This window comes from Halobacillus sp. ABR2_026 (genome assembly GCF_056158545.1).
The window spans coordinates 2,231,704-2,253,224 of sequence record NZ_JBSWTM010000001.1; the positions used below are offsets into that span (position 1 = coordinate 2,231,704).

Below are 21,521 nucleotides of genomic sequence, written 5' to 3' on the forward strand. Positions count from 1 at the left end.
TTTTAATTATTAAAATTTTTCCTAACCTCTCTGTTGACCGTTTATGCTTATAAACTGATGGTAATAAGAAATATATAGTCACCAACCATTAATTTTTCTGAAGGAGGAGGAGAAAAATTGTTTAATAAAAATAAGATGAGTAAGCACCAAAAAAGAGCAGGAGTGATTTTACTAGCCCTTCTTATAATCTTATTACCATTTCTAAATGAAAGAATTAATTCTCTACTCTTATTGTTCATATATTTCACTATCTATTGTGTGGGAATGTATACTGTAGATAAACTTACGAATGGAAATACCTCAAGTCATTAATAAAGATGATGTCTTCACAATGTTTTCCATGCTCTATTACGACTGACTCCAAGCTTTTTATTAAAGGATTAACTTAATACTGCCTTCTGTAGGTCCATTAAAATAGTTTGATTATTAGGGGTCATAGGAGGTAAGGAATCCAAATCAAAAAACTGTAAATCTCTAGTCTCGTCTTGATCTATTGTTGGTGTCCCTTCAAATTCTTCACTTATGTAAATAATGTTAACAAAATAGACTTCATCACCATTCGGATAAATGTAGTGTTGTGATTCACCAGAATAAATATTGAATAGCTCTAGATTCTGTACTCGTAAACTTGTCTCCTCAAATACTTCCCTTTTAACAGTATCTTCTACTGCTTCCCCAACTTCCACTGCTCCTCCGGGGTGTGACCATTGATGGTTGTCCCTTCTATGCTGCAATAAAACTCGATTGTGATCATCTAAAATCAGGCAACCTGCCACACTTACAACGAGGGGCATTGTGCCTACTTTTTCACGAACTTTCATAATATAGTCAGCCATGCTAACACTCCACTCTAATCATTAAAAAATCCATCACTTTTTGTAAACATTTCCAAAATCATTTTCTTCGATAGAAATGGCTCTGTCCTTGCTATTGTTACATTGTTGAACATTCAATTAATTACAATTATTTCAAAACAAGTAAATAATATCAATCCAATTCACTAATGCAAACAGATACAACTTTTAGCTGTGTTGCGTCCTTTTGCATTAGTTTATGAACTATTTAATAATATCCAACAATTAATATTGCCTCTTTTCTGTAAGACTCGAAATGGAATCTTACTTATTCATAGCAGCTTCTCACCATATGTGGCCGCTCTTTGGTGTACTTATTTGTAAAAAAGTTCGAGCTCCCCTCATACTCACACATTTGGATGACCTTATTTTCCTTCTTCAACTCTATATATCGATAGGTATGAGCCGGATCATCTGTAAACACCACCTCTGCAATGGTAGGCTTCGTCCGATTGGTATTCCGTTTGCCACTATGAAAGGTTTTCACTGATTCGATTTCACTTGATTTATAACCCTCTTCCTGCAGGTAATCCTTCACTTTCCTTTCCATCAGCACAGCATTCACGGGTCTGGAGCCGGCTAAAATAAGTGCCGGAATAACAACAGCACTTATTAGAATAATCCCCGTTACTTTTTTCACTTTACGGCTGGGCTGAAATTTACCAAGAAGAATATGAGCGGTTATCCCTCCAAAGAAGGCGAGACCGGTATAGATACAGGTCCACGTAAAAAAAGAGAAGTTTAAGTAAAGGAGTTGTGCCGAAAACGAAAGGACAAAAACGATTACAGGGGCGATGTACAGCTTGTTGAAGTAAGCGTATCCTATAACACCGAGCACGAATGCAAGACTGGGAAATAAAAATAGGACGAGTGGAATTAAGTACATAAGTAGTTACCTCCATTCAACCTTTAGTGTAATAATACACATAAAGTGTCTGATTTTCAACAATAACTACATAGAAAAGGACAGAAACCCTGAATGATCAGAACTTCTATCCTGGACGAAATAGAAACTGGAAAGCTCCTTTTCTTCATTTTCAGCCATTCCTCTATTTCCTTGGTTCTATTAAATTTTAGTGATGATATCATTTCTGTATAGGGTTTATTTACTAGCCCCCCTTATACTTGAAGCCTAGTAAAAAAGACTAAGGCCATTAATCCTTAGTCTTTTTTCGTTTGAAAATGATTTCAAAAAAAGCAGACATTCCATAACTTTTAGTTCCCGGGGCAAATATTTGTACTAATTCCCAACCATCTTTTTCATGTTCATCGATGACTTCATGGTAGTCTCCCTTTGGTTTATTAAAAGAAGACAATTCGATTCTCACAAATTTGTGCTCATACAAAATCAATGACCTCCTTTTCTTCCCTTCCATTCGTTTACGTTACTTAATCACAAAAGGTTACAAATATATGTATCCCAGCTTCTTGTATAACCGATAAGCCTCCTCATTTTTCCCGAAAACACTTAATCCAATTGATTTTACATCCTGTTCTTTGAGTGTATCTTGAAGCTTTTCAAGTGTGTTTGTTCCAAATCCTTTCCCTCTTTTTTCTATTAAGATATGGTTTATGTATGCAATATTAATTTCTGTAAGTACGCTGTACCAAAGAATTCCTACTTGTTCATTTGAATCTACGAGTACTATATTATGTACATATTGCCCCACAGTAGCTAATCCATTCTAAAACATGTCAACTATCATCATTATAAGATTCTTCTAGCGCCTGCTCAGATGTTAAGTTGAAATTTTGAGTGATTTCATTAGCATTGTCAGAAATCACAAACTCTTTATACCTATTAAGTTCTACTTCATCCACATTTACTAACTTAATTATTGTACCTTTCCATTCTATGGCAACAGTTTTAAAGCAGTAATAATTATTTCTATAAATTAGGGGACGATTCCTTTATTGCAGGATCACCCCCGTTCGTATTATAAGGTTAACCAGTTTATCTGGTTGACCTATTTTTTATGGGTTATTCTTTAAGTAGCCGGGTAGGACGTTCGCCCCCGTGGGACTCTGATCCCGTCTAGTATACTGTCCACCCCCTACTTGTAGAAACATGTTTGAGGCTGGTTGGGACTTAGATCCCGTATAACAAGCGAAGCTATGACACTACAAGCTAGGTTAGGGGCTGCCGGTGAATCTAACAAAAGGACGTGATAAAACATGGATCCAGTCATTGGCCTGGATATTGCGAAGGGAAAAAGCCAAGTACAAGCCTTTTTACAGAAGAAAGATCCTTACAAGAAGAGCTTTGTTTTCGAGCATAATGTTTTAGGGTTACATGATTTTCATCGCTTTTGGTTAGAGGTGGAAGAAATCACAGGGCGACCTCCGGTCGTCGTTTTTGAATCTACCGGTCATTACCATGAACCCGTTTTACAGTTCTTAGAAGAGCATCAAATTGTCTATTACTTGGTGAATCCGGTTCTATCTCATGAAGCTAAAAAAATGAGCCTAAGGAAAGTAAAGACGGACGCCATTGATGCCTTTCGTTTAGGGGAATTGTATTATCTATATGATGACCTTCAACCTTTCAAAAAGAAGGCTGTCAAAATCATGAATTTGAGGAATCTAACCCGTCAACATGACGCTCTAACGGGCACTTATGTACAAATTAAACTTCAGTTCCAAACGGTATTGGATCAAGTGTTTCCGGAATATAAGACGGTCTTTGGATCTCTTTATTCACCGACCTCCTTACGAACGTTACTCCACTATCAAACACCTCAAGGTGTTCGGGAGGAAACGAAGGAAAAGATCGCTGAAGTCATCCTCCACCAAGGAGTTAAACGCTCTTATGGATGGGCACTAGATAAAGCTCACCAACTCAAAGAGGCAGCAGGACGAGATCCTTTCAAGCGGAATCTATACTCGAGTCATGTGGTGAGTTTAACGATGTTCATTCAACTTCTCCTCCAATACCAAAGGCACCTATCGAAGCTACTGAAAGAGATAGATGCCCTGGCTGAATAATTTGATGAATATAAAATTATCCGATCAATTCCCGGTATTGGTGGAAAGATTGCGGCAACAATCCTATCCGAGATTGGGGATATTGATCAGTTTAACCACCCTAAGAAGCTTGTTGCCTACGCGGGGATTGACCCAAGTGTCCATGAATCGGGACAGTTTAAAGCAACCATTAACCGAATTACAAAGCGCGGATCGTCTAGCCTTCGCAAGAGTCTATATAACGCAGTCCAATGCGGAATAACCAAGAATCGCAATCCAAAACTAAGAGCTTATTACGATAAGAAACGCGAAGAAGGTAAGCCCCATAAAGTGGCGATTATTGCTTGTGCAAACAAGCTCATTCATTGGATCTATGCCATCTTAAAAAGTAAAAAGGCTTATGTGATTTAGAAAAAACCAATAAATTACTTATATAGAAAATGCTTCAAATCGATACTGTTGAAGTTTATTTAGTATGTTCATTTTTATTGTACCATGTCTGATTCATCTTTTTTACCCTTACCTATTGACCTTCTATTAGCTGGTATACGTGAAGACTCGATATCAAGATATATTAAAGGCAGTATTATTTTACTGACTCTAAAAAACACATTTTGATTGATTATTGCGGATGGGAGAGCCAGCAATATAAATAAGAACAACCTCTTTTATAATAAGAATTACGAATCTTTACCCCCTTGTTTTTTATCTAGAGGGGTTTTTCGTTGTGAAATATTTACATATTTAAGTAGTTCAGTGTAAACTGAATTTACATAAATATTCGAACAAAATTTATAATAGATAAGTTCATAATTGTCTAAATAATGTAAGTATTGTATTATAATTGTAATTCATTAAAAGCTTTTGACACGCTATTTAAATTTGGAAGGGAGGATATTTATGGAAAATTATATATGTAATGAGTGTGGAGGAGAATTCTCCAAAAATCAACTCGATTCAGAATTACTGGCAGAAGGTGAGTCTCTTTGCAAAGATTGTGTTAGCAACTTAATGGAAGATGGAAGAGACGCTGTAGATCCTAATCGTAATTTTGATTCGTATGAAGACTGGGACAAAAATGGACGTTAACTAAAATAACAGAAGTATTAAGAATAGACAGACCTCAATATAGTTGGTTAAGATTTTTTATTATTTCTTTGCTTACTATATTGGGTGCTATAGTATACTCGCTTTCCAAAACAATCAATCATTTTTTGAAAAACCAATCTTATATCTGCTCGATAAGAACCCATTTTGATCAATCTTTTGACAAATTGGGTTCTTGTTACTTATTGTAACTTGTGGGTTTGGGGGTGCTTATGAACAAACCTCATTTATAAGCTACACAAGTGGCTCACTCACCTGCAGTCACTGGCTCTATTGTCCGCAATACTCATTTGATTACATAACCATAAAAGCTTGATAAAAGCCGTATATTGCAAATACCCCAACGGCCAATTGGAAAAGACTAACGTATGGACGTTTAATTTTGTAAAATTCATCAACACTCTTAAGAATCATAAAACACCCTAAAATTAGCAAAACAAAGGGCAGCACCTTCGATGGTTCTTCAGTAAATAATGCATAACCTGCAAGAGTAATCCCTACAATTAATAATCCTGTTTTTGCCACCTTGAAAATATCACCTCACTATCCCTGGTGAAATTGTCCCTCACAAGATTAACACTTTCAATAAATTAACAAGTGATTTTTTACAATATTGCTTATGCTTCTTAAATATCTTCTTAATCACAATTTCAAGCCTTCAATTTCCCTGCACCCAACAGATAAACTAGCGATTCGTCTTGAGAAACGCCCCCTATTCTTTAAGACTCAGTTTCAAGATAATCAGAAGAAAACATAGCTTTATATTAAAAGAAAAGCTTTTTTATATCTTTAGAATCTAGTCCGTCTCCTCTTGGTAATGGAGGGAAAGATTTAGGTTGCACTCCTGGGGGTAGCTTTTCACCTTCCGGCATTTGAATAAATAGATCGTAAAATTTTTCTGTTGTCACTACTTTTGCACCTTTATCAGACTGTAGATAAACTGAATTTTTATCCTTGAAGAGGTAAACATGAATAACGATAACATCACTGAACTTTAATACACCTAACTTATTTTTCTCTTCAACATTAGAATCAATATCATAAGCTGAATTTATAGTGTTTATTATCCCTACAATTTTATCCTGGTTATTAATATCAATAGCATCCTTAGAATGTGGTTTTATGATTTGAATTCCTGCATCGTAATCTTCTATCCAAACTTGGGTATCTTCCTGTTTTTTCTCATTTTTAAAAGATTGGTTGGTATCTACTGGATAAGCGAATGATGATTGGGTAGCAACTAATAAAAGAAACGGAAAAATGAAAGCTGAATTCTTCATTTTTTTACCCCTTTCATTAAAATAAGTAGATTCAAAAGAGTTTATTAAAGAACTCCCTTTTATTATGAGACGAAATTGAGCAGGAAAAGTTTTCTTATTTTTAATAATATTCCATATAAAAAAGAAAAAGCTAAAGACTATAATTGTGATCTTTAACTTTTGCCCCCGTTAGCTTAATACTCGAAATCAAGATATATGAAGTTCAGGGTGCATTAGCCGGTATTATCAGCAGTATAAGTGTTCGTAATCAGTATGACATTTTCTATAGCCTTTTTATATTTGTGTAGAGCTAGACTAAATTCATAAAGAGTTTTTTGCTCATACAACTCTATTTTAATAAATTTTTCTTTGAGCGCATCTAATTCTTTAGTGATCTCTTCATTATCGATTAGTTCATTTGCTTGTTCAATTTGAACTGAAGAATTCAATAATCTAGTAGCTAGAGTTGATTCAGATGTTTCTAGAAGTTCTTTTAATTGTGTATCCGTTGGTGAGAAAAATGAATCTAAGTTATCTAGCTTTGGACTTTCTATTACTCCATCTGAATTAACGGCCTTTCTGGCTTCGAGCAAAAGACCGGCTGCATATTGTTTAGTTTCATCTTTAGGTACATTTTCTAGTTCAATTACAGCCCCCTCTTTATTTTCAAGAAGATCCTCTTTTGGTGTAACACCCGAAAAATACTCCTGAAAAGTAACTATCGAATTAGTTGACTCTTCACTTTTTTGGACATTGGTTACACTATTAGAATTTTCATCTAACACTGTTTGATCTTGAGAAGATTCGCTCGGTTGTACCCATACAAATGAGAGTACCAAAAGAAGAATTGCAATAATTGCTAAATAGACTTTATGCAAAATATCCCTCCTAATTAAGAACACTGTTTTAAAACTTCAATACTCTTATGTAAAATCATTTTATTTAACCCCCTCACCATACAAATTACTTCCCATACTTAGACAGAAGGCGATTACCATGTTATACAATCGCCCCCGTTTCTTTAAGACTTGAATTCGAGATGTTTTTACGATGTGTTACTACGCCCAAACTTGCCTGTTATAGGAAAAGTGAAACCGCCTAGCGTTAATCCTAATACAAGTGACCAGTTCATTTCACCGAATATGAAGTATCCGAAGAGAATAGCAGCGACTGCATAAGCGAGTGCAGAGATAATGCGATCTTTAATTCTTTTATTCATATTGCAATTCTCCTCCTATTACCTATATTTAATCTCTGTCCTTACTGACCTCTATTACCAACGGAGTACATTCCCAAACTATACCAATGTAAAAAAGGCGATCCTTCAATTGAAGAAACGCCCCCAAATCAGGAAGACTTGAAATCAAGATAAACAGATTTATGCTATTTTACTAAAGACTCGTAAAAAAGCTAATTTTTGTTATTTGATTCTATTTTCTGAACAGCTTCTTCAACTGCATCAATTACTACCTGTGGTTCCGATAACTGTGGAAAATGTCCACTTTTTTCAGCAATAATGTGTGTGCTATTTGGAGATAAGGATAGTAATTCTAATTGGTTATCTAGTCTATTTTGACGAGCTATCTCTGGCATCATACGACTTTGCTTCTCACCTGTAATAACGTATACTATTATTTCAGGAAAGGCTTCATTCTGCTGAATTTGACTGACCGTTGTCTTCACAAAATTAACTTCATTAAATTTTTTCTTGGAAGACAATGAATCAAACATAGAGAACAACTTGTTGATAGTTTTAACGAATTTGCCGTGGTGTTCATCAAGGTCGATATCTTTCGGATGGCTAGCTTCCAAAAAGACAATCCCTACTACTTCGTTAGGATATATTCGTGCAAATAAATTTGCATATAAGCCTCCTAATGAGTGTCCCACAAGCAAATATGGGGGTTCAATCCCTACTTTCTTTAATACTTCACGTAAATTTTCTACAATTGTCCTCCCATCTTGTTCTTCTTCAGGCTTATCACTACCAGCAACACCAAGACGATTATAGGAAAATACAGATGAGATTCCTGATATGTCAGGTAAAATTTTAATCCAACCTTCTATTGGCCCTAATCCGCCGTTAATTAAAACTATATTTGGTTTACCACTACCGCTAATATTATACTGAAATTTCCCTTTTGAAGTTTCAACTATATCTTTCTTTATTTTCAAACATATCACCTCATTCTATTTAGGATTTTTGTTAGTAATTTAACTATACCATCATCAATCCAAATCACATAAAACAATCATATGGTGTGAATATCTCGAAACTAAGTCTTCAACTAACCTGCCCAACTCTCTAATAATAAAGGGCGATCATTCTTATTGAATAATCGCCCCCGTTTCATGAAGACTTGATTTCGAGATAATTCGCCATTACTTATAAAACTTCAAACTGCTTTTATTTACGTTATCAAAAAGATAATCGAAGTAATCAAAAATGGTGAACCGAATATGCCAATCATCATTCCTAACCTTCTTTCTTCTCTATCTCCTTTATCTGTTGAAGCCACATTTAATTCAGACCTTCTAATAAACGTTTTCATAAGGAAAGCAGAAATTAAAGCTGACCCAAAACCGATAATATTAACTAAACTAATGAACATTTTCAGGCTAAAGAATATTGTAATTGACAATATGATTAATAAAAAGAAACCATACCTTAAAGCGTTTCTCAATGTCACACCTCTTTCTTTATTTTAATCGGGGTTATGCCAAAACAAGTAAACAAAAAATATTAACTTATGATATTCCCTATTAAATTAAAGCCCCCGTTTGTTGAAGGCTCGAATTCGAGATATACCTAAATATACTGCATCCTTATAGTCCCTTTTCCATCTTGATAAGTTACCGTTGAGTATGCTCCATTTACGAGTATATTCTGTGGAGGCATATGTCCAATATCTGCGTCATATATAACTGGTATCTCTTTTCCAAAAACATTCATCAAAGCATCCTCTAATTCAAAATCTTTGGTTGGAGAGTACCCACTCGCTCTTCCTATAAGTACTCCATTGACATTCTTAAACCATTCACTATATTTCATCTGCCACAAACACCTATATATCTCTGCAGCACTCCAATCAACAGATTCCAAGTACCAAATTACTCCTTCCTTGGCATGTTGAGTAGTGAATTCCATTACCTTATCGTATGGAGTACCAATCAAGGTTTGTAATGTATTCATGACACCTCCCAGTAATCTTCCTGAAAACTCATGAGATTTCTGACCGGTAAGTGATTTCCACTCTGTTTCTGTATCAAAGTAAAAACCTGTAGCTGGGTTCTCAAATGTTCGAGTCCAAGATGATTGGTATTGATTTGATGAGTATTGAATTACATCCTGACCTTTATTACAGCCTAAAACGTCCGTCCATTTTGTAGTAAGCTCGTCCCATTTAGGAGCTGATAACTCATTAAAATTCGTTCCATGTGCTGAAGCATTCCCAGTTATCGTCGTATATGCTAACAAAATCGTGCTAACATCTGAATAACCCAGTATCCATTTAGGGGGTAAGCTCTTAATGTAATTCCAATCAATTATAGGTAAGACTTCCATGGAAAACTGTCCTCCCCACGGAGGGATAATTGCCTTAACATTTTCATCCTCCAGAAATTTGATCAGCTCTTTTGCTCTTATAGATGCCTTAGCACTTCTAGATTTAGTTTCTGTCCATACTGTCTCACCTATTTTTACTATGAACCCTTTATTCTCGACGTTTTCTTTAGCTTTATGAACTAACATATGTAATTGCTCTTCTACCCCACTTGAAGGAGCTGTTACAGCAATCTCGTCATCTTTTTCTAATGCTGGCGGATACTTAACCACTCTATTGTCCCCCTTTAACCTCCCAAGATAATTATTTCATTATTACAAAATCAGATGCCATAATCAACCATTTATATGATAAAAAAGAGCGGCTATCCTATTAGATAATCGCCCCCGTTTGTTTAAGACTTGAATTCGAGATAACTCTTACTGTTCTTTTACTTTTGCTTATATAATGTTGATTTTTCATTATAAAATGGGAGATGTTTGTTTAGGGCGTTTCCAATAAATAAAATTCAGTTAAATACCTTATCAATTGCAGGTCTATCATAGTCTAAAATCCAGTCATAGTGTCTATCATAAGTATCTTTTATTGTAACAGGTGAAGTTGCCAACAAATCACAACCTCTGTCATCGTACACGTGAAAGATGGTTTTCCTATTGATGTTGATGAAGTAAACTCTATGGTAAATAATCGGTTTCAAACCCAAGTCTTGATTACAAATTGCTTTTAACAATGGAACATATTTAAAATCTGATGTTTTGCATCTTAGAGTAAATCTGTGAGTTTTGTATGTACCTTCTTCATCATCTTCTGGAAAAATATAAGGCAATGCTCGATGTTTCAATCTAAACAACAATGATTTATTTACATACGGGGAAAAATTCTTCAACTGATGTTTAAGGTTTTTCCCTTTATCAAAATCATTGACATCCATCACGACAAAAATCTCTTCTGTTGGAGAATGTAGGGATTCAAATAAAGTAATTGCCCTTTTATAACACCCCAATACATAAAGGTTGTTTGGATAAACATATTCCCTTCTCCAATCTACACCAAGTTCAAAACGAATCCCAATATCCCAACTATAAAACAAAGGTGGTCTAAGTTCTAAATTGGGGTAATTTTCGTTCATAAAGTCTTTTAACTGCATTTCAACACCTCGTAGTTTCTATTTACCAGTTCAACTGACTAGTAAAGCCCCCGTTTCTATAAGACTTGATTTCAAGATATGTTTCTTCAAATCGCCCTTATCTAAAACACGTAGTAGCACGAATATAACTATTCAAAATAGAGTTAAATAAGAGAATAGAAATACCAGTACAATATATTTATAAGCAATAATTGATGATTTCTTTTTAGTCGTCCCTTTTTTAACATCTTTCGTTAAAAAGTAAAGTAATACAATGATCAGAGAAAAATTAATTGTCTCTTTTATTGTTGATAGTCCCGTAAATAGTGTTAATAATAAGGCAATACCTATCAATGCCATTAATGATATGGTTATGTATTCCGCTCTAAACCTTTTGACGTCTTGCAAATTAAACACCCTCCAATAAGAAAATATTACTTTCCATTAAATGGAGTTCCCCCCCAACTTATATCTTCCCTGAACAATCGCCCCCGTTAGTTTAAGACTCGAGATCGAGATAACTTAATCATACAAAACTAAAAGGCTCAATACTTTCTATTCCAGAATCCATATTTTTTAACTTCAATTCATTATTTTTCACTTCTTCCTCACCGATGATAATTACATTTGGAATATTTTCTTTATTTGCTTTATCAAGCGCTTTACCTAATTTCTTATTGCCTAATTCTAACTCAATCTTAAAGCCTTGTTTTCTGAAGCTATCTGCTACAAGTAACGATTCCTTAGTTTTTCCTAGTGGAATTATGTAATAATCTATATCCGAGTTCACTTGTATATTATCAGCTTTACTTAATGCAGCATAAATAACATCTAAACCAAAGGATATACCTACTGTTGGAAATTCCTCATTTGTTTCCATAAGTCCACCTACTGCATTATTGTACCTTCCTCCACTACCAATGCTCGAATTTATTGATTTATCAGCTAAGAAAATCTCATATATTGTGCCAGTATAGATTCTCCAGGCCTCTTGCTAAGAATGGATTGAATATACACTGATTTTTAACACCAAGCATATCTAAATAAGATTCAAGATCTCTTAATTCGTTCAACCCTTGATTGACCATCTCACTTCGTTTTGCAATAGATTCAAAATAGCTTAAAGTTGTATTCCTTTCATCAGTCAAAAATGTTCTTATTTGGTCAATGATAGAATTGGATAGTTTTTTTTCTGCAAGTTCAGCAATTACTGCATTAACTCCTATTTTTTCTATCTTGTCTAAAACTAATATTACGTCATTAGTCATCTCTTCAGCCAATCCAAATTCATTTAGCATTCCGACTAGCAGTTTTCTATTATTATACTGAATCGTCACATCTACTTTTAGCCTATTAAAAGCTTCCAGAGCCATGCTCATTAATTCAGCTTCAGCTACCTGCGAATCAACACCTACTATGTCAACATCACATTGAGTAAATTCGCGGTACCTTCCTTCTTTAATTGGTCCATCCCTAAACACTTTTCCGATTTCGTATCTCTTGAAGGGCATTCGCAAAGTAGGATTCATCGCCACAACCTTAGCGAAAGGAATCGTGAGGTCATATCGTAATGCTAAATCTCTTTCCCCTCTATCTGATAATGTGTACATTTCTTCTAATATCTCTGAACCTCCGCCATATTTAGAAGCCAATAGCTCCGTATAGTTTAAAATCGGTGTTTCTAATGGTTTACAACCATATTGAATAAACACATCTTCTAATGTCCTTTTAATATTTCTTTTTACTACTTCTTCCCTCCCTATATAATCCTGTGTTCCTTTTACATTTTGATAGTTCATTTTCTTCATGGTTATACCTCCTGTGATTTTGAATATAAAAAAACCGCACTTGATTTAAGTGAAAAACTTAATCAAATGCGGTTCATGATAAATAGTCTTCCTATGTACGATGTTTAAATCGAATAGCAAGACTAGTACATATGATGATGTAGTTGTGAACAGTATGTAAGTTTATTCAATATCATTTTTGTTCACCTCTGATTTCTTGTAATGTATCATACTTCAAATTACTATTTTTTTCAAACATTTCCACCAATTCTTTACAAGCATACACTTTCCAAGAGAAGTATGTTAAATAAACGCCCCCGTTTCTTTAAGACTCGATTTCGAGATATCTTAAGCGATGTCCATATTTTGCTCAAGACAATAAACTAAGTTTGGTTTGTGGCAAAATCTAATATTTCTTGGTGCAATTCATTCCAATCATGATAATATTTATTGAACTCATCTGGATTTATAAATTTTCTTTCTGTCGATTCGTACTTGGCTTGAAAGTTATGTAGTTGTTCAATATCCATACGATAAAAAACTTGATAACCTACTTTAGGGTAGGGACTGTTTTCATCCCAGTGTTGGTTCTCACTGTGGTCTACTTCAATAAAGCCTAAAGGATAGCACCTTCCAGTAACATATCCTTCTTCATACGCTTCGCGCTTCATACATTCTTCCGGAGATTCTTGAAATTCGATATGTCCTCCTGGAAAATCCCAGCCTCTGTGATTTAAATTCACTAATAGTAACCTATCATCTTTAAAACAAAATCCATGTACGCTTGTAATAAATCTTCTCGGAGGAAGTGCTTTATCATACTTCCACGTTAACTTAACTACTGCTTCTCCCCAATTAACGTATTTAGTTGTCATTACTACTCTCCTCTGCAAGTCGTGATAAAAATGAGCAAATGTTAAAGAATTGCCCCCGTTACTTTAAGACTCAATTTCGAGATATGTCTTGGGAAGTCTTCAACTTGCCCCCCTTAGTTATACAACATACCTCAATAAGCCAGTTTCTTGGAAAGATAATACTGTTGATTATTATTATTAGGATGATCTTCTATTACACCAACTATTTCATAACCATATTTCTGGTAGAAATTTGGGGCTTGAAAGCTAAATGTATCTAGTTGAATGAGGTTGCATCTATTCTCTCTTGCTATTTCCTCTATATTATCTAATAACTGTTTTCCGTAGCCTTTTCCTCTAAGAGATTCATCAACCCATAAGAATTCAATATGTAAGTTATACCAAAAAATCCTTCCAGTAATGCCACCTAAAATTTTCTCCTCTTCATTTCGAAGCACAAAGCTAATATTCTTGACTGGGTGTTTTACTTCATCTGGTAATTTAGAAAGATTGTGTTCAATTACCTTTTTACGAATATAATTACTGTCTTCTTGATTCCATTGTTGAGTTATTTTCATAATGTTCCTCCATATAAGTTCTTGAATAAAATATTTTAGCACAACGATATTGCCTATATATATGTAAGAAAGGGGTAATGCTCTATTGAACAATTGCCCCCTACTATTGAATAAAATTCATTATTTATTTTTAATCATAGTAATAAACTCTGCAGATTTAGTAGTGAACTTATCCTTTTTTGTAAATCCTAGTTTTTGGTATAAATTAATTGCTCTTTTGTTAAATGTTGCGACTGATAGTCTTATTGGAATGCCGGCATAATCTTCTTTTATGTATTTAATGATAAATGAACAAAAATCATGCCCGTATCCATTTCCTGTATAATCAGGGTCCATACCAAGCCCCATATCTACAGCATTATCATTGTAAACACCATAATTATGGCCAACCGGTATTTGAGCTGTCTTACCTGTACATAAGAAACCAATTAATTTATCATTTTCGTCAGTTATAGCTTGATAAGAACCATCGAGTCGTTCTCTTATCTCTTCTTCATTCACTTCAATATTATAAAAATCATATGGCTTTTCATATTTCCAACCCAGTATCGTTCTAGCTGAATTTATGTTCATTTTCTTAATGTATAAATTCATAATGCCCTCATTTCTATTGTTTTTTTCATTAAAGTATATTCCTCAGTCCTGCCCATCCGTTAGAAATTATACAAATAGGAGCATTAATGCTTTAACAAAAAGGTGGATCAGAGCTATCTAAAATAAGCAGTCTCCATATTGGACCGGCTGCTCTTATTGTAAAGTTCTATTTTTTACGGTCTTTTTTAATGTAACTTATATATATACTAATTAACCCACCTACTGTAAAAGCAAGTACGGTAAAAGCAGATATCTGGGTACTAGGAAGGTCTCTGTTAAAAATGTTATAGAGTGATATAACCACTATCAAAAACAAGCCTATTAGACTTAGAGTTAATTTCATTTTGAAATACCTCCTGGCAAGTAATCATTTATCTCACATATAAGACCTCCGTAATTTGAATAGTAACATAATGTTTCATCTCAAATTTAAGACTTCAACTATCCTAATTAACATAAAAAGGAAGCGATCCCCAATGTTCAAGAAAAGCCCCCTTATGCGGAAGACTCGATTTCGAGATAAACTAATGAATTTCATTATAATTTAACTATACCGTTGATTAAGCATATTTTAGATATAGTCAATTTCCCAATAGATTTCATCGTCCTCATTATCACTCTGCCAAAATCCTGCTTTTTCTAATACTCGTATAGAAGCATAGTTTTCATTAGAACAGCTTGCTGTAATTTTTTTAACTTTTGGTTGTTTCAACCCCCAACGAACCATGGACATGACCATTTCAGTAGCGTATCCATTACCTTGATATCTTGGGAGGATACTATATCCTAAGTCCATTTCTCCATGTTCGTTTGGTCCACCTTTAAATCCCATATCTCCAATAATCGTGTTAGTTTCTGTATGTATAATAATTCCTTCCCACTCATTCTCTTCGGGATACTGATTAAATCGTTCAACTTTGTAAGGAAGTAATTCTTTATAATCATCCATTGGATATTCAGATGGCACATTATAACTTGTTATTCTTTCAAGCTCTCTATAACTGAATAAAGAGGCTTTCATCATTTCGGTTGTGAAAGTAACTAAAGTTAATCTATCAGTTTTGACAAATGGCATGTAATTATTCCCCTTCTATTGAATGTGTAATTGAAACTGTTTAGCTTGTAATCTATGACCATACAGGTCATATTCGTATTCTTATCCAATCTTAATTATTACCAACATTATTCCAGGTAGTGAACATGCTATAGTTCTTATTGAACAATCGCCCCCGATTGTTTAAGACTCGAAATCGAGATACTAGAGTAGTAACGGCCTTAATTTAAACCACCCACCACTTTAGGACTCAGTTAATTTAATGAACTCTTCTACATCTTGCACGCATAATTCCATTCCTTTTTCCCAGAATTCTTCTGAAGTAATATCTTCACCTAAGTGTTTCATAACTAAATCTTCCACAGTCATACTTCCAGAATCACGAAGTAAGTTTAAGTAATCTTCCTCAAACTCTTTTCCTTTCTCTTTTGCCTTTGCATAAATACCTAATGCAAATAAATAGCCAAAAGTATAAGGGAAATTGTAAAAAGGTGACTGGGTAATATAGTAATGAGGTGTCCAAACCCAAGAGTGTATAGAAGGTTGTTCTAGAGAACCATCATACGCTTCGTTAATTGATTCTTCCATTAGCTGATTTAAACGTTCGGTTGAAACCAAACCATTCTTACGTTTCTCGTAAAATCTCTGCTCAAATAAGAATCTTGAATGGATATTCATAAAGTTCATTACACTGCGTTTTAATTTTTCATCCAGTATAAATAATTTTTCTTCTTTTGTAATTGCCTTTTCCATAGATGCATCAAATATAATCATTTCGGCGAAGGTTGAAGCCGTTTCAGCAATACTTAACGGATAATGTTTATTCAAACCATTCACTGACTTCATGGCGTGATTATGGAAAGCATGACCCAATTCATGAACAAGAGTTAATACATTTAAAAAAGTCCCGGTAAATGTCATAAATATTCTAGATTCACCCGTGAAGGGAAAACCAGCACAAAACGGAATAGCAGACTTATTGGGACGATCCTCGGCCTCTATCCATCCTTCATTGAAAGCATGTCTAACAAAGCCTTCTAATTCGCTTCCAAACTGGTTAAAATGCTCCATAATGAATGGTACAGCTTCGTCGTATTTTATCTTTTGCTCACTTTTTGTTATGGGAGCCCAAAAATTATAAGCCTTCATGCGAGAATCGCCCAACGTTTCAGCTTTTCGATCCAGGTAATTCGAGAAAGGCTGTTTATATTTACTGACCACTGACCACATCGTATTCAGGGTTTCTTCTTTCATTCTGTTCTTTTTCAGAGGATCTTCTATTACATTTTGTATCCCACGTTTATTATTTACCTGTAAACGAAAGCCAGCAATATGATTTATGATTTTAGCAAATAATTCTTCCTTCTCCTTCCATATAGATTCTAATGCATAATGAGCTTCCTTACGTACTTCTTCATTAGAATGTGACCGCAAGTTAATGGCTTGTCCAACTGATAGATTCTCTTCTTTTCCCTCAACATTTATATGTACGTTAATATTACTTACTAAATTATTATAGAATCGCCCCCAAGCATGGTATCCATCAACCATTAGGTCAGCAATTAAACTTAGCTCCTCATCTGACAAATTCGCATCTGCATTTTCTCGCCATTCGTTTAGAATAAATTTATAATCTTGTAATGCCTTGTTTTCTAGTACCTTTTCCCATACATCTTCCTTTGTATTAGATAATATCTTCTTTACTTTCGATAATTCTTTTTCAAAACGAGATTCTATTTGGGCAACTTTTCCTCTTAGAATCCCAGCATCTTGATCCTTTGGATTTTGTGCAAGAAGACAAGTTATAAACGAATTAGCTTGTGATAGGTTCAGGCGAATATTACCTATGGCATCTACTACCTCTAAAACTTTACTGCCTTCATTTGTATCAAAAGATATAACACATTTTTCTAGGCTATGTACAAGACCTTCTAATCGATTGATATGATCTAAAAGTTGACTTGATTTTCCTTCCCCCTTAAAAAGATTATCTAAATTCCAAACTTTTGGATATTTGACTTTCCCCATAAAACCCTCCTGATAAATGTATTAAAAAGCTCAAAACAAACGTACGTTCTCACATTAACATATCTTGGAGGAAAAAACTTGAAAAATAAAAAGACATTGACTAACGAAATCAATGCCTCTTTTGAGTAATTTAATTAAAAGAACGACAGCCCATGTTAAACAATAGCCCCCATTACTTGAAGACTTGAATTCGAGATATATCATCAGTGGAAGAATCGATTTCGAGATAAAAGACCGTTCTAATAGAGTTTGCTTAAGCAAAGGAGGGGTTAGTATATCTGGATCCTCTGGTTTAATTTTTGATGTTCATCGTAAAATGGCAAAAGAAATCAGGTTTTCGATACTTTCTCGACAACCTGACAAATAGACAAGGCATTTATGCCTCGCTTATTTCTTAATTTAATATGTTCGTCACTTTTTGTTTCTTTTTAATCTTAAAACCAATATACCAATTATTGGGGCTATCATAAAGGTAGCACAGATTATAATATCAGCATACCAGATATACACGGGAGGAGAGGTTTCTGGGTTATATGGATCTTTACTATGTCGATAAAGATTCATGATTAATAAGAGTGCACCAAAAATAAAAAAATAGTACATTCTTTTTTCAGTTAACCATTTTTTTTGAGATTCGCCATTCTTCCCTAAATTTACCATTTAAGGACCCTCCTTCCTCTTATAACTATTAATAAAATAGATGTTACTGATGGTTTTTTGTTCTGCTTTTATCTATGTATGTAACAAAAAAATACAATGACCATGATAACAGTCCAACCAATGCAGTAATCCAGCCCTGGATATTTACTTCAAAGAATAAAACTATGAAGAAATAACCTAAACACAACAATCCAATACCCCTACTTAATTTATAACCCAAAATAGCCCCCCTCTCTAATTAGTGAAAAAGCCAATGTTTCTATTGAACAATTGCCCCCTAATCTTGAAGACTCGATTTCGAGATATATTCACTTTTGATTACATTACAAAGTTTTATAACTTCCTTATACTAACCCCCGATATTTCTTTGTAACTACGTATGTTCCTTATATATAGCTATAGGTTCTACCGCAATTTTAGGGAAATTCACTGATGCAAATGCTTCTTGAATTTGGTTGAATTCATTTATAACTTTATTCATAAAGTCAGCTAACGTTTTTTCAGATTCTAAATCAGGGTCTTTAATATTTTTGCCAAACTCATTAATTTTTTCAGTAATGCTTGTACTCTCTTTAATTGGAACTTTGGTTATTTGGCATATCATTTCCCATTTTCCTTCTAAATTAGAACCGTATTTGTAAATTATGTTCCTAATAGTTTCTCTTAAATACTCCTTATTAATAGTGCCAGCAAAAGTTAGATCAGTATTACTAGTCATTTCAATAGTTGTTAAGTCAGAATACATAGTGGATACGATCTTTGAAAATTGTTCAAACTCATCATCAGGCTGCTCTTGTGCATCACCAAACATCTTCAACATATCTAAAGGATCAAAATCGGGACTAGGGACATTACCTGTGCTTTTATCATTAATTATTTTATCTAGAACCCCGATATTAGAAAGGTTTTGAGATAATGTTTCATAATCAAATATTTCTATCTTGCCAGTAACCTTAACAAAATTTCTAGAAGTAGTTTTTAACGAACGATGGTCTAAATTAGTTACATCATTTAATAAGTTCTTTTCTTGAAGTCCTAATCTCATCTCCTCAAACGCGTAGTCGTGCAAGGACTTAGTATTTTGTAGGTTTGTAGTTGTTGTTCGATTGTAATTTACTTCTCCCGAAACAGGGAATCCCAATAACTCCATTAATATCGTTGTTTTAGCCTTGCTACCTACTTGGTTTGCTTTTTTTTCACTGTCAGTTACACTTTCCAATAGTCCACTGTTGATTTGAGCGAGTATAGATTCAATTTTGTCACCATTATAATAGATGAAATCCCTGTAAATAATAACCACCCCTCACTTAATATATATCAAAAAACTGTAGGACTAACTACTTCATAAAAACTCTAGACTAAGTCCTACATAAATTAAGACTGATACAAATATAAACCCAGAAAAGAATAACCCTTTCTGAACCCTTGTCCAATTTTTCATCCATCCCCAACGCTTTCGATCAACATCCAACCAAAAGAAATCCACGACTACCGCTAACACTACAATTACTAATGCTGCCAAACTTCCCATAGACTCCCCCCAGTTCTGTTAGGTAACTTAACTATATCATCAATAATCCAAATAATACCAACAATTACACAGCACTATTATTTAACAAATTTATCTCGAAACTGAGTCTTCCACAATCCTGCCCTTTAGTTGAAGACTCAGCTTCAAGATAAAACACAAACCAGTGCCATCCTCCTCCATTTGGAAAAGGATATCACTGGTTTCATCTAATGTTTCTATCATTCGTTTACTCATGACCCACTCACTTCATAAACGACACGCTCAGCAAGTTTCCTTCGCCTCACCGCCATTCGTGAAAAGTGGATACCTGCGAAAACGAGTCCGATGAATAACACCGCCATTCCATACCCTCCGATGACATTGCCGATGATGATCCCCAGGGCGCCGAGGATTTTACCGAACTGGAAAACGAGTCCGTTGAAAGCCATGTAGGCTCCTCTTCTCGTATCGTCGACGATATCGGCAAGGAGTGACTGCCGGGTCGGGACATAAAGCAGTTCACCAATCGAAAGGATGATAACGGCAACGAACAGACCTGGGATGTGGTTGCTGAATGCTAAAAACGCATACCCGAGACCGAACAGGGCGAACCCTGCATACATGATCGGTTCTTCCCTCTTCCCCTTGATCCATTTGGAAAATATGGAAGTGAACAGGACGATGAACAGTGTGTTGACCACGGTTAGCAGACTGATCAGGCGGATACCGTCGAGTTCGAATGCATATAGTCCGAACAGATCCATCATGCGCGGAACAATGTCCTGTTCGAGACGAACAGAAATAAAGTTGTTGCGTTGGAATTCGATGCCGAGAATGGCGATCCCACCGACCGTGAAAGCTAGGAACGGAATGTCCTTGACAACAAGGCTGTAATTTTTCAACAGCGGCTTCAGGCCAACCCCTTCTCTTGCTTTCTTTTCCATCACTTCATACGTATCGATGATATTAACGAGCGTCATCCACAATGTGACGGCACTGATACCAAGCAGGACGGCGATCAGCTCGAACAAATTCCTTTCAAAGAACCAACCACCGATCATGAGTCCGATCATCATCGATAAGTTGATAGCCCAATAGTTGATTGCATACATGAAGGCACGCGAATCTTTGGTGCTTACATCGATGAGCATCGCCTCGGCTGCTGGGTTGACAAATCCGCCTGCCATTCCGATGAGGAGGAGCATGAGAAAGGTCAACCAGGCCGATTCAAACCACGGGGAATTCGCAATCAGCATGCCGATAAAGGCGGACATCTTCAGGATCTCTCCGGTCACCATCAGTCGTTTTCTGCCGATAACATCAGCAAGATAGCCTCCGTAAAGCCCCGTCAGGAACTGGACAAACACTTGGATCAAGAGCAGAATTCCAGCTACCGTTGCATTGATTTTATTCGTGAAATAAATGGCCATGAACGGGAACACGGCCGCCCCTACGACCCGGCTCATGAATGATGTGTAAATGCGGATCCGTATGTTCGGGTGCAATTGTCTGAACATCTAACCCCCTCCTTCGTTATCCTCATTATGGACTTTCCAAAAAGGGGTAAAAAGGGTACAATCCAG

Annotated in this window: 22 protein-coding genes and 2 pseudogenes; 3 read left to right on the plus strand and 21 right to left on the minus strand. The window is 35.2% G+C overall.

Features of this window, described 5'->3' with window-relative positions; translation table 11 throughout:
- Nucleotides 1-380: 380 nt before the first annotated feature.
- The 4 genes from ACXADE_RS11520 to ACXADE_RS11535 form a co-directional block, all read right to left on the minus strand.
- Complete coding sequence (locus tag ACXADE_RS11520) at nt 381-836, minus strand: NUDIX hydrolase (protein WP_474980612.1); 456 nt, start codon at nt 834-836, stop codon at nt 381-383.
- A 286-nt stretch (nt 837-1,122) separates the two neighbouring features.
- Complete coding sequence (locus ACXADE_RS11525; protein ID WP_474980613.1) at nt 1,123-1,740, minus strand: DUF2651 family protein; 618 nt, start codon at nt 1,738-1,740, stop codon at nt 1,123-1,125.
- Between the two features lie 268 nt (nt 1,741-2,008).
- The gene (locus tag ACXADE_RS11530; RefSeq protein WP_474980614.1) at nt 2,009-2,200 is read right to left on the minus strand and encodes a DUF4177 domain-containing protein; all 192 of its coding nucleotides are present in this window, start codon (nt 2,198-2,200) and stop codon (nt 2,009-2,011) included.
- Between the two features lie 57 nt (nt 2,201-2,257).
- A complete protein-coding gene (locus ACXADE_RS11535; RefSeq protein ID WP_474980615.1) occupies nt 2,258-2,524 on the minus strand; it encodes a GNAT family N-acetyltransferase in 267 nt (88 codons plus the stop codon).
- A gap of 505 nt (nt 2,525-3,029) precedes the next feature.
- Here ACXADE_RS11535 and ACXADE_RS11540 point away from each other — a divergent pair.
- Nucleotides 3,030-4,229, plus strand: a pseudogene (locus ACXADE_RS11540) (IS110 family RNA-guided transposase).
- 489 nt (nt 4,230-4,718) lie between these two features.
- Entirely contained in the window at nt 4,719-4,907 is a 189-nt protein-coding gene (locus ACXADE_RS11545) for a hypothetical protein (RefSeq protein WP_474980616.1), read from the plus strand.
- A gap of 312 nt (nt 4,908-5,219) precedes the next feature.
- Here ACXADE_RS11545 and ACXADE_RS11550 read toward each other — a convergent pair whose 3' ends face one another.
- The 5 genes from ACXADE_RS11550 to ACXADE_RS11570 form a co-directional block, all read right to left on the minus strand.
- A complete protein-coding gene (locus ACXADE_RS11550) occupies nt 5,220-5,450 on the minus strand; it encodes a hypothetical protein (protein ID WP_474980617.1) in 231 nt (76 codons plus the stop codon).
- Between the two features lie 239 nt (nt 5,451-5,689).
- Complete coding sequence (locus ACXADE_RS11555; RefSeq protein WP_474980618.1) at nt 5,690-6,205, minus strand: hypothetical protein; 516 nt, start codon at nt 6,203-6,205, stop codon at nt 5,690-5,692.
- 212 nt (nt 6,206-6,417) lie between these two features.
- Nucleotides 6,418-7,062, minus strand: a complete 645-nt coding sequence (locus ACXADE_RS11560) for a hypothetical protein (RefSeq protein WP_474980619.1) — start codon at nt 7,060-7,062, stop codon at nt 6,418-6,420.
- Between the two features lie 167 nt (nt 7,063-7,229).
- On the minus strand, nt 7,230-7,403 hold the full coding sequence (locus ACXADE_RS11565) for a hypothetical protein (RefSeq protein ID WP_169516202.1): 174 nt from the start codon (nt 7,401-7,403) through the stop codon (nt 7,230-7,232).
- A gap of 191 nt (nt 7,404-7,594) precedes the next feature.
- A complete protein-coding gene (locus ACXADE_RS11570; RefSeq protein ID WP_474980620.1) occupies nt 7,595-8,359 on the minus strand; it encodes an alpha/beta fold hydrolase in 765 nt (254 codons plus the stop codon).
- Nucleotides 8,360-8,644: 285 nt separating this feature from the next.
- Here ACXADE_RS11570 and ACXADE_RS11575 point away from each other — a divergent pair, with 285 nt between their 5' ends.
- Nucleotides 8,645-8,893 carry a hypothetical protein gene (locus ACXADE_RS11575; protein WP_474980621.1) on the plus strand — a complete coding sequence of 83 codons (249 nt, stop codon included), beginning with the start codon at nt 8,645-8,647 and terminating at the stop codon, nt 8,891-8,893.
- 100 nt (nt 8,894-8,993) lie between these two features.
- On the opposite strand, the gene ACXADE_RS11580 is transcribed toward ACXADE_RS11575, so the two are convergent.
- From ACXADE_RS11580 to ACXADE_RS11635, 12 genes and pseudogenes are all read right to left on the minus strand, one after another.
- The gene (locus tag ACXADE_RS11580; protein ID WP_474980622.1) at nt 8,994-10,019 is read right to left on the minus strand and encodes a S66 family peptidase; all 1,026 of its coding nucleotides are present in this window, start codon (nt 10,017-10,019) and stop codon (nt 8,994-8,996) included.
- A 236-nt stretch (nt 10,020-10,255) separates the two neighbouring features.
- Entirely contained in the window at nt 10,256-10,894 is a 639-nt protein-coding gene (locus ACXADE_RS11585; RefSeq protein WP_474980623.1) for a DUF3885 domain-containing protein, read from the minus strand.
- 505 nt (nt 10,895-11,399) lie between these two features.
- A pseudogene (locus tag ACXADE_RS11590) lies at nt 11,400-12,681 on the minus strand (histidine--tRNA ligase).
- Between the two features lie 362 nt (nt 12,682-13,043).
- Nucleotides 13,044-13,535 carry an NUDIX hydrolase gene (locus ACXADE_RS11595; RefSeq protein WP_474980624.1) on the minus strand — a complete coding sequence of 164 codons (492 nt, stop codon included), beginning with the start codon at nt 13,533-13,535 and terminating at the stop codon, nt 13,044-13,046.
- Nucleotides 13,536-13,666: 131 nt separating this feature from the next.
- A complete protein-coding gene (locus ACXADE_RS11600; RefSeq protein WP_474980625.1) occupies nt 13,667-14,092 on the minus strand; it encodes a GNAT family N-acetyltransferase in 426 nt (141 codons plus the stop codon).
- 120 nt (nt 14,093-14,212) lie between these two features.
- A complete protein-coding gene (locus tag ACXADE_RS11605) occupies nt 14,213-14,686 on the minus strand; it encodes a GNAT family N-acetyltransferase (protein WP_474980626.1) in 474 nt (157 codons plus the stop codon).
- Nucleotides 14,687-15,257: 571 nt separating this feature from the next.
- Nucleotides 15,258-15,761: a GNAT family N-acetyltransferase gene (locus ACXADE_RS11610; RefSeq protein ID WP_474970537.1), complete on the minus strand. Its 504-nt coding sequence runs from the start codon at nt 15,759-15,761 to the stop codon at nt 15,258-15,260.
- A gap of 222 nt (nt 15,762-15,983) precedes the next feature.
- Nucleotides 15,984-17,768, minus strand: coding sequence for a M3 family oligoendopeptidase (locus ACXADE_RS11615; RefSeq protein ID WP_474980627.1), 1,785 nt, complete (start codon nt 17,766-17,768; stop codon nt 15,984-15,986).
- A 411-nt stretch (nt 17,769-18,179) separates the two neighbouring features.
- Entirely contained in the window at nt 18,180-18,428 is a 249-nt protein-coding gene (locus ACXADE_RS11620) for a hypothetical protein (RefSeq protein WP_474980628.1), read from the minus strand.
- Nucleotides 18,429-18,801: 373 nt separating this feature from the next.
- On the minus strand, nt 18,802-19,728 hold the full coding sequence (locus ACXADE_RS11625; RefSeq protein ID WP_474980629.1) for a DUF6414 family protein: 927 nt from the start codon (nt 19,726-19,728) through the stop codon (nt 18,802-18,804).
- Between the two features lie 42 nt (nt 19,729-19,770).
- A complete protein-coding gene (locus ACXADE_RS11630) occupies nt 19,771-19,959 on the minus strand; it encodes a hypothetical protein (RefSeq protein WP_474980630.1) in 189 nt (62 codons plus the stop codon).
- Nucleotides 19,960-20,189: 230 nt separating this feature from the next.
- A complete protein-coding gene (locus ACXADE_RS11635; protein WP_474980631.1) occupies nt 20,190-21,455 on the minus strand; it encodes an MDR family MFS transporter in 1,266 nt (421 codons plus the stop codon).
- Between the last annotated feature and the right edge of the window lie 66 nt (nt 21,456-21,521).